Origin of the sequence: Microbacterium sp. NPDC089188 (assembly GCF_040685155.1) — a bacterium.
Lineage (GTDB): Bacteria > Actinomycetota > Actinomycetes > Actinomycetales > Microbacteriaceae > Microbacterium > Microbacterium galbum.
Map to the genome: position 1 here is coordinate 176,982 of NZ_JBFBHH010000003.1, position 14,878 is coordinate 191,859.

11 protein-coding genes are annotated in these 14,878 nt (G+C 71.3%); 7 read left to right on the forward strand and 4 right to left on the reverse strand.

What is annotated here, in order from left to right; translation table 11 throughout:
- Window positions 1–93: 93 nt before the first annotated feature.
- From AB0N80_RS10690 to AB0N80_RS10700, 3 genes are read right to left on the reverse strand one after another with little or no spacing between them, the layout of a single operon-like run.
- Window positions 94–1,260 carry a DUF4350 domain-containing protein gene (locus AB0N80_RS10690; protein ID WP_363393021.1) on the reverse strand — a complete coding sequence of 389 codons (1,167 nt, stop codon included), beginning with the start codon at window positions 1,258–1,260 and terminating at the stop codon, window positions 94–96.
- Window positions 1,257–1,913 carry a DUF4129 domain-containing protein gene (locus AB0N80_RS10695; RefSeq protein ID WP_363578727.1) on the reverse strand — a complete coding sequence of 219 codons (657 nt, stop codon included), beginning with the start codon at window positions 1,911–1,913 and terminating at the stop codon, window positions 1,257–1,259. Before AB0N80_RS10695 ends, AB0N80_RS10690 begins: the two co-directional genes overlap by 4 nt.
- The gene (locus tag AB0N80_RS10700; protein WP_363578728.1) at window positions 1,910–3,295 is read right to left on the reverse strand and encodes a glycerophosphoryl diester phosphodiesterase membrane domain-containing protein; all 1,386 of its coding nucleotides are present in this window, start codon (window positions 3,293–3,295) and stop codon (window positions 1,910–1,912) included. The genes AB0N80_RS10695 and AB0N80_RS10700 overlap by 4 nt, the downstream gene beginning before the upstream one ends.
- Before the next feature lie 163 nt (window positions 3,296–3,458).
- Here AB0N80_RS10700 and mtrA point away from each other — a divergent pair, with 163 nt between their 5' ends.
- From mtrA to raiA, 5 genes are all read left to right on the forward strand, one after another.
- The gene (mtrA, locus tag AB0N80_RS10705) at window positions 3,459–4,139 is read left to right on the forward strand and encodes an MtrAB system response regulator MtrA (protein ID WP_315993306.1); all 681 of its coding nucleotides are present in this window, start codon (window positions 3,459–3,461) and stop codon (window positions 4,137–4,139) included.
- Window positions 4,140–4,146: 7 nt separating this feature from the next.
- Window positions 4,147–5,832 (forward strand): MtrAB system histidine kinase MtrB, encoded by a 1,686-nt coding sequence (mtrB, locus tag AB0N80_RS10710; RefSeq protein WP_315993305.1) that lies wholly within the window; start codon window positions 4,147–4,149, stop codon window positions 5,830–5,832.
- A complete protein-coding gene (locus AB0N80_RS10715) occupies window positions 5,829–7,487 on the forward strand; it encodes an LpqB family beta-propeller domain-containing protein (protein WP_315993304.1) in 1,659 nt (552 codons plus the stop codon). Before mtrB ends, AB0N80_RS10715 begins: the two co-directional genes overlap by 4 nt.
- A gap of 87 nt (window positions 7,488–7,574) precedes the next feature.
- A complete protein-coding gene (locus tag AB0N80_RS10720) occupies window positions 7,575–8,213 on the forward strand; it encodes a phosphoribosyltransferase family protein (protein ID WP_363578729.1) in 639 nt (212 codons plus the stop codon).
- Between the two features lie 120 nt (window positions 8,214–8,333).
- Window positions 8,334–8,996 (forward strand): ribosome-associated translation inhibitor RaiA, encoded by a 663-nt coding sequence (gene raiA, locus AB0N80_RS10725; protein ID WP_363393005.1) that lies wholly within the window; start codon window positions 8,334–8,336, stop codon window positions 8,994–8,996.
- A gap of 61 nt (window positions 8,997–9,057) precedes the next feature.
- Here the strand turns inward: raiA and AB0N80_RS10730 are convergent, their stop codons facing one another.
- The gene (locus AB0N80_RS10730) at window positions 9,058–10,371 is read right to left on the reverse strand and encodes a hypothetical protein (protein ID WP_363578730.1); all 1,314 of its coding nucleotides are present in this window, start codon (window positions 10,369–10,371) and stop codon (window positions 9,058–9,060) included.
- A 184-nt stretch (window positions 10,372–10,555) separates the two neighbouring features.
- Here AB0N80_RS10730 and secA point away from each other — a divergent pair, with 184 nt between their 5' ends.
- Window positions 10,556–13,354 carry a preprotein translocase subunit SecA gene (secA, locus tag AB0N80_RS10735; RefSeq protein WP_363393002.1) on the forward strand — a complete coding sequence of 933 codons (2,799 nt, stop codon included), beginning with the start codon at window positions 10,556–10,558 and terminating at the stop codon, window positions 13,352–13,354.
- Window positions 13,355–13,577: 223 nt separating this feature from the next.
- Window positions 13,578–14,804, forward strand: a complete 1,227-nt coding sequence (locus AB0N80_RS10740) for a pyridoxal phosphate-dependent aminotransferase (RefSeq protein ID WP_363578731.1) — start codon at window positions 13,578–13,580, stop codon at window positions 14,802–14,804.
- Window positions 14,805–14,878 lie beyond the last annotated feature (74 nt).

Genomic DNA, 14,878 nt, shown 5'->3' on the forward strand with positions numbered 1-14,878 from the left:
GGCGAGCGGAGCCGGCCGCGGGGCTCGTGTCGGCGGTGCCGGTCGCACGGCCGTCGGCGGCCGGCTCGGCGCCGGGGGTCTCGGGGCTCTCGGTCATCGGGGTGTCCCTTCGGTTCGGACGGCGACGCGCACGCTCTCTTCGAGGTCGCGCAGTCGGTCGGCGGCGGCGACGAGGTCGCGGTCGGTGCGGGGCACGTCGTCGACCAGGATGCCGCGCACGCGGGAGCGATCCGCTCCCAGGCGCTCGGCGACGGCGTCGGCGACGTCGGGCGGCGAGGTCCGTGCCGCGAGCCCCAGGAGACGCACGAGACGCGTGCGGCTCGCGCGGCGGAGCTCGTCGAGAGCGTGCGGGGCGTCGCGCGCCGTGGCGTAGAGGCGCGCGCGGCCCTCCGTGGTCTCGGTGGCGCGCACCGTCACGGGCAGGCGCTCGGTGACGAGAGGGCCGAAGCGCCGACCCCGCCAGATCGCGGCCGTGAGAGCGGACAGCAGCAGCAGCGCGATGGCGGGGGTGACCCATGGCGGCGTCAGGTCGCTGAGGGTCGGGGGAGCGGCGCCGGGGTCGGCGTCGGCGGGCGCGGGCACGTACCAGACGAGGGTGTCGGTCTTCCCCAGCACACCGAGGGCGAGGGCCGCGTCGCCCTCGCGCGGGAGCGTGGAGTTGGTCAACGTCGAGAGGCCGTCGAGAGCGGTCACCGAGCGACCCCCGTCCTCGAGGGACAGCAGTCCGAACTCGCTCCCGACGGGGAAGCACCCGGTGACGCCGTCGCCGGCGACGAGAAGTTCACCGACACGCGCGGTCCGGGCGTTGTCGGGCGCCGCCACCGCGCAGTCGGCGGCCGCCGTGTCATCGACGAATCCTCCGAGCGACGACCCGTTCATCAGCACGTCGAGGGCGCGGGAGCGCGGCTCGACGAGCACGACGTGCCGGGCGCGCGACGACAGCTCGCGCAGCGCGTCGTCGGAGAGCATCGGTGCGTCCCGCATCACGAGCGTCGCGTCCGCTCCGGCCAGCGCGCGTTCGGCGGCCGGGCGGTCGCGCGCGACGATCACCCGCACGCCCTGCTGCTCGATGACCCGCACCACGGCTCGCGTGCCGTCGGGGCCGGCGGAGTCGGGGTCGAGCAGTGCGCGCTCCGTGTAGCCGCCGTAGACGAACAATCCGCCGACGAGCGACACGAGCAGCAACCCCACCGCGAGGGCGATCCACCCGAGGGCGGCGCGGCCGCGGGACCGCGGTCGTGCCGCCGTCACCGCGCTCACAGGGTGCCCATCGGCGTCGGACGCGTCCGCACGGCGGTGTCGTCGAGATCGACGATGAGGCGGTAGCTCTGCGCCGTTCCCGGGCGCCGCAGGTAGCGCACGTCGTCGAAGGTCGTCGCGGCCGTCTCCAGCCCCTCCGCGAGGGCGGGGAGGGCGCGCGCGGCCTCGCGGGCGAACGCGCGTACCGTGGCCCCGGGTGGCGGGTCCACCAGCCCGCGCTCCGACAGGCCCCGCGCGACGGCGCGGAATCGCAGGACGACGGCGTCGTCCCAGGCTCCGCGCCGCGCGGCCGCCTCGGCCTCTGCCCGCAACTGCTCGGCCGACCGGGTGTCGTCGTCGTCGAAGAGTGCCCGAGCGGCCGGAGCCGCGCGCACGCTCCGACGCGGTCGCCCCCAGATCAGGATGCCGACCACGATCGCCGCCACGAGCAGCACCGCGAGCACGATGAGCGCCGCCGGTCCCCACCCGTCGGTGTTCGGGATGCGCAGCAGATCGTCGAGGAAGCGGGTGACCGCCTGTGCCGCTCGATCGATGATGCTCGGCTCGGCCGCCTGGTAGGAGGGGTCGGCCAGCTCACGCTCCGCCCACTCCTGCGCCTGATCCGGGTCGGGCAGCAGGGGTGCGAAAGCGGCGGCGAGCGCGGCGGGGCTCACGCGTCGCCGCTCGATCCCGGCGCGGCCCAGGTGGTCGGTGCGGCTCCCGGCGCGGCGTCCGGGGCACGGTGGGCAGGCGGGGCGTCGTCCGACGCGCCGTCCGCCGCGGGCGGGACCGGGGGAGCCGGCGGGGTCGGATCAGCCGAGGCCGCCCCGGAGGGCTGCGGTGCCCCATGGGCCGGGGTCGCTGCGTCCTGCGACGGTGCCCCGTACGCCGGCGCCGCCCCATACGGCTGCGGTGCCCCGTAGCCCTGCGGTGCACCATATGCGGGCGAACCCGTCGGCGCGGCATAGCCCGCGAAGGCCGGGGGAGCACCCACGGGCGTCGGAGCCGGGCGCTCGACGATGCGCCCGACGCCGACCAGGTACGGGTCGACGAGGTCGGTTCCGCCGGCGTCGCGCTGTTCGACGTAGGTGTTCAGGTCGTGGTCGAGCGCCTCCACCCGCATGCGCGCGTCGACGTACACGAGCACGGCGGAGGTGGACTGCACCACCAACGCGATGCACTGCACGAGGAGGATGCCGAACTGCCCGACGACCTGGAGGGCGATGACCCCGACGAGGGCGCCCACGGCATCTTCCCCGGTGGGGGCGAGGATGCCGGGGACGATGCCCGCGACGAGGCTGAAGGGCACGGAGATGATCTGCGCGACGATGCTGAAGGCGACCGAGATGATGACGACGACACCGAGCGTCGACCAGAAGCGGCCCCGCGTGAGCTGCCACGATCGTGCGATCGCGCGGAAGATCGGTGCCCGCTCGAGGATGATCACCGACGGCACGAGGAAGAGCTTGGGCGTGAGCCAGAGGGAGACGACGATGAGCCCCAGCACGAACAGCACGCCCACCGCGACGCCGAGCCACAGCACGTTGATCACGAGGAGCGTGACGATCCCCGCCAGGACGCCGATGACCACGATCGTCGCGACGAGATAGAGCGCGCTGTACCCGATGAGACGCCACACGACCGGCTTCACGCGCGCCCACACGGCCTTCAGGCTCGGCTTCTCGGCGACGACCGCGTGAGCGACCTCCGACACCACGACGCCCTGGACGATCACGCTGAGCGCTCCGGTCGCGAGACCCAGGACCAGTGCGGTCGCCGCCGTGATCACGGCGGACCCGGCGAGGATCGCGTCGTAGTCGTCGCTGCCGATGGGCACCGTGTCGAGACGGGAGAAGCTCGCGATGGCGACGCCGCCGACGGCGGCGGTGAGCACGATGTACGCGGCGGCCTGCACGATGAGGGCGAAGCCCAGCAGCACTTTGGGGTTGTGTCGCAGCGCCACGAAGGAGCGGCCCAGGATGGTGCCGAACCCGTACGGGTGCAGCGGGACGATCCCCGGTCGTGATGCCGGAGTCCAAGCCGGGTACGCGGTCATGTGGGGCCCCTCCTCGTCACATGGCGGTGCCCTCATCGTGTCACAGACCTCCGACACGCACGCCTGGCGTGCAGGCAGGTCGACTACTCTCGATGAGACATGCCCCGACCCCGGGCCTGATGCCCGTCCCCGCGCGGGTTCGAGACGGAAGACGTACACCCGAATGACTTCACGGATCCTGGTTGTCGACGACGACACCGCGCTGGCCGAGATGATCGGCATCGTGCTGCGCACCGAGGGATTCGACACCGTGTTCTGCGCCGACGGTGCCCAGGCCGTCGACGCGTGGCGCTCGGAGCGGCCCGACCTCATCCTCCTCGACCTCATGCTCCCCGGCGTCGACGGCATCGAGATCTGCACGCGCGTGCGCGCCGAGTCCGGCATCCCGATCATCATGCTCACCGCCCGCACCGACACGGCCGACGTGGTCAAGGGGCTCGAGTCGGGGGCCGACGACTACATCGTCAAGCCGTTCAACCCGAAGGAGCTGGTCGCGCGCATCCGCACGCGCCTGCGGCCCGCCCAGGCTCCGGCCGACGAGACGCTGCGCATCGGCGACCTGGTCGTCGACGTCGCCGCTCACGAGGTGCGCCGCGGCGACGCGCCGATCGCCCTGACCCCGCTCGAGTTCGAGCTGCTCGTCGCGCTCGCCGAGAAGCCGCAGCAGGTGTTCTCGCGCGAGATGCTGCTGGAGCAGGTCTGGGGCTACCACTACAAGGCCGACACGCGACTGGTGAACGTGCACGTGCAGCGTCTGCGCGCCAAGATCGAGGCCGACCCCGACAACCCGCGGATCGTGACCACCGTGCGCGGCGTGGGCTACCGCGCCGGCGCGGTGGCCTGAGGTCTCCATGACGGGCGCCGTGCGCACCGTCTCCTCGCCGCGGATCGACGGATGGCGCGACTGGCGGGGTATCCGCGACCGCCTCGCGACGCTGTGGCGGCGCTCCCTGCGGTTCCGCACGATCGTCATCACGGTGACCCTCACCGCGGCCACGATCCTCGTCACCTGCGTCGCGATGGCCCTCGTCATCCAGAACGAGCTCTTCACCGCGCGCAAGGACCAGGTGCTCCTCGAAGCGCAGCGCGCCACGGCGGCCGCGCAGGCGACCCTCGACGCCGCGGTCGACTCCACCGACCCCGCCGCCGCGCAGACGCTGATGAACGGCATCGCCACCCGGCTGTCGCAGCAGTCCTCGAGCGATCTGATCGCGCTCTACCGCATCGGCCCGCCGTCGCCGCTCGCTCCCCAGCCGTTCATCTCACCCGCGTTCGAGTCGAACCTCGTCACCGAGGCCCTGCGGACGCAGGTGCAGTCGAGTCCCGATCTGCAGTGGTGGCAGTCCGTGTCCCTGCCCTCCGACAACGGGCGCGATGTGCCCGGCATCCTGGTCGGCCACCAGTTGCGCTTCCCCGCCGAGGACGGTGTCGACTCCTACGAGCTGTACATGGGATACGACCTCACGAGCGCCTCGCAGACCCTCGCCTTCGTGCAGGTGCTGCTGTGGGTCGTCGGCCTCGTGCTCGTGGTGCTCATCGGCGCGATCGCCTGGTTCGTGCTGAGGTCGGTGACGACCCCCATCGCGGATGCCGCCGAGACCAGCGCGAAGCTCGCCGCGGGCGACCTGGGGGTGCGTCTCCCCGTCCGCGGCGAGGACGAGCTGGCGACGCTGAACCGCTCGTTCAACGCCATGGCCGACAGCATCGAGTCGCAGATCAAGGAGCTCGCCGACCTCTCACTCGTGCAGCAGCGGTTCGTCTCCGACGTCTCGCACGAACTCCGCACCCCGCTGACGACGATCAAGCTCGCGGCCGACATGATCAACGACCAGCGCGAGGAGTTCGATCCCGTGACCGGTCGGGCCGCCGAGCTGCTGCACGCGCAGGTGCAGCGCTTCGAGGTGCTGCTGACCGACCTGCTCGAGATCAGCCGCTACGACGCCGGATCCGTGCAGTTGGAGCGCGAGGCGACGAGTCTGGCGCACCTCGCCGAAGACGTCATCGAGTCGATGGAGCAGCTGGCCGACGGGCACGGCTCCGACGTGCGGCTGGTCGCCCCCGGCGGCTACACGCCCGTCGACATGGACGCGCGCCGGGTGCGGCGCATCGTGCGCAACCTGCTCGGCAACGCGATCGAGCACGGTGAGGGGCGGCCGATCGTCGTCTCGGTCGACAGCGACCGGGATGCCGTGGCCCTGGGTGTGCGCGACTTCGGTCTGGGCATGAAGAGCGAAGACGTCGAGCGCGTCTTCGACCGCTTCTGGCGCGCGGACCCCTCGCGCGTGCGGACCATCGGCGGAACGGGGCTGGGGCTGTCGATCGCCCTCGGCGACGCGCGCCTGCACGGCGGGACCCTCGCGGTGTGGTCGGAGCCGGGGCGCGGGTCGAACTTCGTGCTCACGCTCCCGCGCGACGGCAGACCGGTCACCGGTTCGCCCCTCCCGCTCGTGCCCGACGACGAGCAGGGGGGAGCGCTCGAAGCGCTCGGGCTCACGCAGCCGATCTCGACCCGCCCCGGCGTCCGGAGGACGACATGAGACGCGCCCTCTCGCTGGTGACCCTGATGCTCGTGCTCGCCCTCACCGCGTGCACGGGATTGCCGACTTCGGGATACGTCAACCCGGGGCGCGGGCCGCAGGTCGATGACACGCAGGCGTTCGCCTTCGTGCCCGACGGTCCCCAGGACGACGCCACCCCCGCCGAGATCGTGGAGGGGTTCCTGCGCGCGGGTTCCGGTCCCGCCGACGACTGGGCCACCGCGAAGCTCTTCCTCGCGCCCGGCACGCAGTGGGACCCCCGCTCGCGCGTGACGATCGACCGCCTCGCCGATCGGCGCGCGACTCCGAGCGCCGACGGCACGTCGGTCGCCGTGGCCCTCACCACGGTCGCGGCGGTGGATGCCGACGGTGCGTACGCCCCGACGGCCGCCGGCGCCGCGGAGACCCTGAGCTACACGCTCGCGCGCGTCGACGACCAGTGGCGCATCACCTCCGCGCCCGACGGCGTGGTGCTGTACGAGGAGGTCTTCCCGACCGTCTACCAGTCGGCATCCGTGGCGTACTTCGACCCGACCTACAGTTTCATCGTCCCCGACGTCCGCTGGTTCCCGCGGCCCCTCGTGGCGAGCCGGGTCGCGACCGCCCTCGTCGACGGTCAGCCCAGTGCGTGGCTGGCCGGCGCCGTGCGCAGCGCCTTCCCCGACGAGCTCTCGCTGGTGGGACGATCCGTGACCCTGTCCTCCGACGGCATCGCGCAGGTCCAGCTCCCGCGGGCGGCGCTCAGCCTCGACCGCACGACGCTCGACCGCATGCAGACGCAGCTCGTGCGCAGTCTCGCCACCGCGGGCATCAACGAGGTGCAGATGACCGTGGAGGGCACGCCGATCGCCGCGTCCGAGGTCGCGGTGCGCGTCACGCGCGTGGACCCGTCGCCGGCCGTGCTCACCACGGCCGGGGTGTTCGGCGCGCTCGCCGGAGACGCGGTGGAGCCGATCGACGGCCTTTCCGATGCCGTCGAGTCGTTGAACCCCGTCGCCGTCGAGCTGGAGGCCGACCGCAGCCTCGCCGCCGTCCGCACCCAGCAGGGGACGGTCGCGAGCGCCCTGAGTGACGGCCGCACGTTCCTACTCGACGACCGGGCCGGGCTCATCGCCCCCTCCATCGACGGCCAGGGCGAGATCTGGAGCGTTCCTGCCAACGCCCCCACGCAGGTGCGCGCGATCACCGCCGAGGGGGTCCCCCGGGAGGTGGGCAACGCCTGGCCCGACGCCTCCGAGATCGTGTCGATGCAGGTCTCCCGCGACGGGACGCGCATCGCGGCCGTCGTCACGGTGTCGGGCGTGCGCGAGGTGTGGGTGGCCGGTATCGAGCGCGAGGGCACCGAGGTCAACCTCGGCCCGCCGCACGTGCTGTCGTTCAGCCAGCAGGGCGCCTTCGACCTGGCATGGCTCGACGACACGACGCTGGGCGTCCTGGTCGACGTCGACGGCGTCGACCGTCTGCGCGAGCTCAACGTCGGCGGACGCGGCACCGAGGCGACCGCCCCCGACGGGGCCCGTACGCTGGCCGCCGGCAGTACGAGCGTGCGCGTCCTGGACGACCAGGGACGGCTCTACAGCCGGCGCGGCAGTTCGTGGACGCTCGTGGCCTCCGGCATCCGCGTCCTGGCGGCGCAACAGGGCACCACCTCCTGAGGTGATCCGCTCCTCCCCAGGCGGCGATCCCTCCACCGTGCGGGAATCGGGCCCCCGGACGGCGATCGGCTCCTCCAGGCTCGAGGAATGGATCCCCGGTCCCTCCTCGCCGACGCGGCGCGCGACGCGCTGACGTTCTGGCTCCCCGTCGCGTGCGCGGGATGCGACGCTCTCGATACGGCGCTGTGCGAGGGATGCCGCCGCGCCCTCGCTCCGCAGCCGGTGCGCCGCGTCCTCGCGCCGGAGCTGACCGTCACGAGCGCCCTCGTCTTCGCAGGACCCACGGCCCGGATCATCCGGGGCCTGAAGGAAGACGGCCGCACCGCCCTCGCGAGCGCTCTCGCCCCCGCCCTGCGCGCCGTCCTGGGCGCGATCCCGCCCGAGGCCGTGATCACCACCGTGCCCTCGACGCGTGCCGCTTTCCGCCGACGGGGGTATCGCCCGGTCGAGCTCATCCTGCGTCGAGCGGGGCACCGCGACCAGCGGGTGCTGCGTCTGCGGCGCGCCCCCCGCGATCAGCGCGGTCTCGATCGCGACGCGCGTCGCCTCAACGTCGGGGGAGCGTTCGTCGCCCGTGGTGTCACGGGGCTGCCCGTCGTCGTGGTCGACGACGTCGTGACGACGGGAGCCACCCTGCTCGAGGCGGCGAGGGCATTGCGCGACGCGGGGGCTGCCACGGTGGTCGCCGTAACGCTGGCGCACACGCCGCGACGCGGGGGTCTCTGAGGTGAACCGGAGGTGATTGACACGTGACAGCGCGGTGCCGCAGCACTAGCGTAGGGATGACTGAAGGCGACGGACGTTCCGCCCTTAGACCGGGCGGAACCCGGAACAAGGAGGTCACGGATGGACACCAACATCGTCGGCGTGGGAGTCGGAATCACCGATCGATTCCGCTCGGTGGTCGAAGAGAAGGTCAGCCGCATCGAGCACCTGGCTCCCCGGGCGAACACCCTCGAAGTCAAGGTCACGCATCGCTCCTATCGCAACGGTCGAATGGAAGACGATACGGTCGAGCTCACCCTCGACGGCAAGGGCCCCGTCGTGCGGGCCGAGGCCACGGACGCCGATAAATTCGCCGCTCTCGACCTCGCGGTCGACAAGATCTCGGAGCAGGTCCGCCGCGCGAAGGACAAGCGCGTCGACGCCCGCAACCACCCCCGCGGTGCAAAGTTCGAGAAGGGCACCGGGGAACTCTCCGGAATCGATGTCGAGCCCGCCTCCGTCGATGTTCTGCGCGCCGTCGCCACCGGGTCCGTGCCGGTGCAGGACGACAGCGTCGAAGAAGAGGACTACTGCCCCGTCGTCATCCGCCAGAAGGAGTTCGAGGCCGAGTGGATGACGGTCGAAGAGGCGGTCGACCGGATGGAGCTCGTCGGCCACGACTTCTTCCTGTTCATCGACGCCCGCACCGACCACCCGAGCGTCGTGTACCGCCGCAAGGGGTGGGACTACGGCGTGATCGAGCTGACGACGCAGGCGTCGCCGATGGTCTCCGTGGCATCCTGACGCAGGCATGAACGACGCCCCCGGCCGGATGGCCGGGGGCGTCGTCGTGACGGGCGAGAGCTCAGCCGTCGAAGATGTCGCCGAGCAGCGAGCCGATGACGAGACCGCCGAGCATGCCGCCGACCATGTTGCCGCCGCCCATGCCGCCTCCGCGTCCGTAGCCGCCGCCGCGCCCGTAGCCGTCCCCGCCCCAGTCGTTCGGGCGGGACTGCTCGATGTCGCGCTGGGCGATCTGAAGAGCCTCGGATGCCAGCGACCCGGCGCGTCGTGCGGTGGCGAGAGCCGTCTCGCGCTGGTCCTCCGCGATCGGCCCGAGCGGGAGGCCGGCGCGCAGGCGCTCCGCCTCGACGAAGCGCGTGCGCGCATCGGCGCCGATCCATCCCCGGTGCCCGGTGATGAGGCCCCGCGCGACCGCCAGCTGACGATCGGCGTCGTCGATCGCGTGCTCCACCTGCTCCTGCGACGGCACCGGACGCGCGGCACGTTCACGGGCGAGATCGAGGGCGGCGTTGGCCTGGCGCAGCGACGACAGCGCGGCGAAGGGGTCGCTGCGCGTCCCCGACGCGGGAAGGGCGGTGAGCGCCTGCTGAAGGGTCGCCATCGCCGCGGTCACCGCGGGCGTCTGCGCGCCTTGGCGTGCCTCGACCAGGTCGGTGCGCGAGTCGTCGACGACAGCGGCGAGGGTGGACTCGGCGCGCAGCGCCTCGATCTCGAACGTGTCGACGGCATCCAGAAGCGATTCCGCGCGTCGGACCGCCTCGGTCGCGGCCTCGAGGGCGACGGAGGCCTGCTCCCGTTGGCCGGCTTCGCGGCGTCGCTCCGAGACGCCCGCGGTGTGCACCGCGAAGTCGAGGAGCTGCTCGATCTCATCGGGGTTGCCGCCGATCTGGGCGAGAGCGGACTCGCTGTACCGGCGGGACAGGCGCTCGACGACCTCCCGCGCGCCGGGGATCCGTGCGGCGAGGCGGCCGCGGTCGGCGCGCACGCGCGCCAGGGTCTCGGGCGCGCGACGCACGGCGTCGATCTTCGGCTGCAGGACCTGCGTGCGCTCCTCGAGGAGGTCTTCAGCCCACTCCGAGAGCTGGATGATGCGGGCGTTGCGCGTGCGCAGCTCCTCTTTGGTGTCGGGGATCTCGTCGTGGTTCAGCTGGTGCAGCTGGAACGCCTCGGCGAGGTGCGTGCGAACGGAGTCGAGGGCCGCCGCGAGATCCTCCGTGGCCTTGTCGCCGAGTTCCGCGCGGGCGAAGTCGAGCTCGTCGGAGGTGAGCCGGACCCGTTCGTCGGCCGCGACGATCGCGAGCTCGGCTCGACGTGCCAGATCGGCATCCGCCGCGTCCTGCTCTTCGCGCTTCCTCTTGCCCCAGAAACCGGCCATGGCTCGATCCTAAGCGGCGGGTTCCCGGCCGTCGCCGTGTGTTCGCTACGGGCGCGCAGAGAGACGTCCGGATTGCGGCCTCCTCGCAGGTCACGAACGGGTAACACGGATAGCATGAGGGGCGTATGCCTGTTCGCAGGCCGGCGTCCGCGCGGGCGCCGCACCCGACAGATGGAGATTCTTCGTGGCAAATCCGCTCGAGAAACTGCTGCGCGCCGGCGAAGGCCGCATCCTGCGCCGCCTGCAGGGCGTCGTGAAGGCGACCGGCGCCCTCGAAGAGGACTACGAGCAGCTCACCGACGACGAACTGCGCAACGAGACCATCGAGCTGCGTGCCCGCTACGACGCGGGTGAGACGCTCGACCAGCTCATGCCCGAGGCCTTCGCCGCCGTCCGCGAGGCGGCCAAGCGCACGCTCGGACAGCGTCCCTACGACGTGCAGATCATGGGCGGCGCTGCCCTGCACCTGGGCAACATCGCCGAGATGAAGACCGGTGAGGGCAAGACCCTGACCGCGGCCCTCCCGGCGTATCTCAACGCCATCGCGGGCAAGGGCGTCCACGTCATCACGGTGAACGACTTCCTCGCCAGTTATCAGTCCGAGCTGATGGGCCGCGTCTACCGCGCGCTCGGTATGACCACGGGCACCGTCGTGGCGGGCCAGACCCCCGAGGTGCGCCGCGAGCAGTACGAGGCCGACATCAGCTACGGCACGAACAACGAGTTCGGCTTCGACTACCTGCGCGACAACATGGCGTGGCGCAAGGAAGACCTCGTGCAGCGGGGGCACTTCTTCGCCATCGTCGACGAGGTCGACTCGATCCTCATCGACGAAGCGCGCACGCCGCTGATCATCTCGGGTCCGGCATCGGGTGAGGCCAACCGCTGGTTCGCCGAGTTCGCCAAGCTCGCCCGCACCCTCGAGGCCGGCGTCGACTACGAGGTCGACGAGAAGAAGCGCACCATCGGCGTGCTCGAGCCCGGCATCGAGAAGGTCGAGGACTACCTCGGCATCGACAACCTGTACGAGTCGGCGAACACCCCGCTCATCTCGTTCCTCAACAACTCGATCAAGGCGATCGCCCTCTTCAAGCGCGACACCGACTACGTCGTCATGAACGACGAGGTCATGATCGTCGACGAGCACACCGGCCGCATCCTCGTCGGTCGCCGGTACAACGAGGGCATCCACCAGGCGATCGAGGCGAAGGAGGGCGTACCGGTCAAGGCCGAGAACCAGACGCTGGCCACCGTCACGCTGCAGAACTACTTCCGCCTGTACGACAAGCTCTCGGGCATGACCGGTACCGCCGAGACCGAGGCCGCCGAGTTCATGTCGACCTACAAGCTGGGCGTCGTCCCGATCCCGACGAACAAGCCGATGATCCGGAAGGATCAGGCCGACCTCGTCTACAAGAACGAGACGGCGAAATTCGCCCAGGTCGTCGAAGACATCGTCGAGCGCCACGAGAAGGGCCAGCCGGTCCTTGTCGGCACCACGAGCGTCGAGAAGAGCGAGTACCTCTCCCGCCTGCTGGCGAAGAAGGGCGTCCGCCACGAGGTGCTGAACGCCAAGAACCACGCCCGTGAGGCCGAGATCGTCGCCCGCGCCGGTCGCCTCGGCGCCGTCACCGTCGCCACCAACATGGCCGGTCGCGGTACCGACATCATGCTCGGCGGCAACGCCGAGTTCCTCGCCGTCCAGGAGATGAAGGCGAAGAACCTCGACCCGGTCGAGACGCCCGAGGCCTACGAGGCGGAATGGGACGGCGTCTATACGACGATGCGCGACACCGTCGCCGAAGAGGCGGCGAAGGTCACCGCGGCCGGCGGTCTGTACGTGCTCGGGACCGAGCGGCACGAGTCCCGACGTATCGACAACCAGCTCCGCGGTCGCTCCGGCCGACAGGGCGACCCCGGCGAGAGCCGGTTCTACCTGTCGCTCACCGACGACCTCATGCGCCTGTTCCAGTCGGGCGCCGCCGAGGCGATCCTCGCGCGCACCAACTTCCCCGACGACGTCGCGATCGAGTCGGGCCTGGTGTCGCGGGCGATCAAGAGCGCGCAGTCGCAGGTCGAGGCGCGCAACGCCGAGATGCGCAAGAACGTGCTGAAGTATGACGACGTGCTCAACCGCCAGCGCGAGGCCATCTACGCCGACCGCCGTCACATGCTCCAGGGCGACGACATCGCCGACCGCGTGCAGCACTTCATCGAAGACGCCATCACGGCCGTCATCGACGACCACACCGGATCGGGTCACACCGAGTCGTGGGACTTCGACGCCCTGTGGACCGAGCTCAAGACCCTCTACCCGGTGAGTGTCACGATCGACGAGGTCGTGGCCGAGGCCGGCGGCAACAAGGGGCGGATCACGCCCGAGGGGCTCAAGCGCGAGATCATCTCCGACGCGCGCATCGCCTACGACAACCGCGAGAAGGCCCTGGGTGAGCAGGCTCTGCGCGAGCTCGAGCGCCGCGTGGTGCTGCAGGTGCTCGACCGTCGCTGGCGCGAGCACCTCTACGAGATGGACTACCTCAAAGACGGCATCGGCCTGCGCGCCATGGCCCAGCGCGACCCGCTCATCGAGTACCAGCGCGAGGGCTACCAGATGTTCCAGTCGATGATGGGGCAGATCAAGGAGGAGTCGGTCGGCTTCCTGTACAACCTCGAGGTCGAGGTGCGCAGCGTCGAGGGCGAGCCCGCGGCGCAGGTCGAGGCCAAGGGCCTGACGCCCACCCCGGTCGAGACGCAGCGCCTGGAGTACTCCGCGGCCAACGATGCCGGCGAGGTCGAGGTGCGCAACGACCGCGGCCAGGTGCAGCAGGCGGCGACCAACCGCCTCCGCCAGGCCCAGCCGGCGGCTCCGGCCGCCGAGGCCGCTCCGGCAGGCGCGCGCGGCGCCTTCGGCCAGCGCACCGACGCTCCCGCGGACGCCGCACCCGGCAACCGCGCCGATCGTCGCGCCGCGAAGAAGAAGTAAGGCCCTCGAAGAACGGATGCCGTGTCCCGCTGCCGGGGCACGGCATCCGTCGTTCACCCCCGCACGCGCAGTGGTCCCGTTCGGCGCCGCTTCGCAGCGGTCGCCGTCGTCACGGTCCCTCGCCCGCGGGATCCGCGCGACGATCTCCGCCGCCGGCGGGGACGACCGCATGCGGTCCACCCGGTGTCGATTGGCCGGATCGGCCCGGGGATATCCTGAACCGATGAGCCCGCTTCGCCCTCTCGACCAGTCGTCCAAGCTGAAAGACGTCCTCTACGAGATCCGCGGGGAGGCCCTCGTCGAGGCCGATCGACTGGAGGCCGACGGGCACGCGATCCTCAAGCTCAACACCGGCAACCCGGCGATCTTCGGGTTCGAGGCGCCGCACCAGATCGTTCGCGACATGATCGCCTCGGTGCCGAACGCGCACGGGTACAGCGACAGCCGCGGCATCCTGTCGGCGCGGCGCGCTGTCGTGTCGCGCTACGAGCAGGAGCCCGGGTTCCCGCACCTCGACCCCGATCACGTGTTCCTCGGCAACGGGGTCTCCGAGCTCATCACGATGACGATGCAGGCCCTGCTCGACGAGGGCGACGAGGTGCTCATCCCCGCGCCCGACTACCCGCTGTGGACGGCGATGACGAGCCTCGGCGGCGGTACGCCCGTGCACTACCTGTGCGACGAGCAGCGCGAGTGGCAGCCCGACCTGGAGGACATCCGGTCGAAGATCACACCGCGGACCAAGGCGATCGTCGTCATCAACCCCAACAACCCCACCGGCGCGGTGTACTCGCGCGAGATCCTCGAAGGCATCGCCGACATCGCCCGCGAGAACTCGCTCCTCGTGCTCGCCGACGAGATCTACGACCGCATCCTCTTCGACGACGCCGTGCACATCCCGATGGCCACGATCGCGCCCGACCTGCTCGTGCTGACCTTCAACGGCCTGTCCAAGACGTACCGCGTCGCGGGCTACCGCTCGGGGTGGCTCGCGATCACGGGTCCCAAGGAGCACGCGCAGGGCTTCCTGCACGGCATCAACCTGCTGGCATCCACGCGACTGTGCCCGAACGTGCCGGCGCAGTTCGCCGTGCAGGCGGCGCTGTCGGGGGTGCAGTCCATCGACGCGCTGATCGCGCCCTCGGGTCGTCTGCACGAGCAGAGGGATGCCGCGTGGCAGGGCCTCGAGGCCATCCCCGGGGTGTCGTGCGTGCTGCCCCGCGGTGCGCTCTATGCGTTCCCGCGGTTCGACCCCGAGGTGTACGAGATCCCGGACGACGCGAAGTTCGTGCGCGACTTCCTGGTTGCCGAGCACGTGCTGCTCGTGCAGGGGTCGGGCTTCAACTGGCCCGCGACCGACCACGTGCGCATCGTCACCCTGCCCGAGGCCCGCGTCATCAGCGACGCGATCGAGCGGCTCGGCAACTTCCTCTCGTCCTGGCGCCCGTAAGGCGGCGGCAACCGCGAGGCGCACGGATCCCGACGCGCCCGCCGGTGGCACCAGGCGTCGGCGGCCACCGTGCG

Bases quoted from the DNA above. Each gene is read 5' to 3' on its own strand.
- AB0N80_RS10700 (WP_363578728.1), bottom strand. From the start codon at position 3,295: ATGACCGCGTACCCGGCTTGGACTCCGGCATCACGACCGGGGATCGTC.
- mtrA (WP_315993306.1), top strand. From the start codon at position 3,459: ATGACTTCACGGATCCTGGTTGTCGACGACGACACCGCGCTGGCCGAG.
- mtrB (WP_315993305.1), top strand. From the start codon at position 4,147: ATGACGGGCGCCGTGCGCACCGTCTCCTCGCCGCGGATCGACGGATGG.
- AB0N80_RS10715 (WP_315993304.1), top strand. From the start codon at position 5,829: ATGAGACGCGCCCTCTCGCTGGTGACCCTGATGCTCGTGCTCGCCCTC.
- AB0N80_RS10720 (WP_363578729.1), top strand. From the start codon at position 7,575: ATGGATCCCCGGTCCCTCCTCGCCGACGCGGCGCGCGACGCGCTGACG.
- raiA (WP_363393005.1), top strand. From the start codon at position 8,334: ATGGACACCAACATCGTCGGCGTGGGAGTCGGAATCACCGATCGATTC.
- AB0N80_RS10730 (WP_363578730.1), bottom strand. From the start codon at position 10,371: ATGGCCGGTTTCTGGGGCAAGAGGAAGCGCGAAGAGCAGGACGCGGCG.
- AB0N80_RS10740 (WP_363578731.1), top strand. From the start codon at position 13,578: ATGAGCCCGCTTCGCCCTCTCGACCAGTCGTCCAAGCTGAAAGACGTC.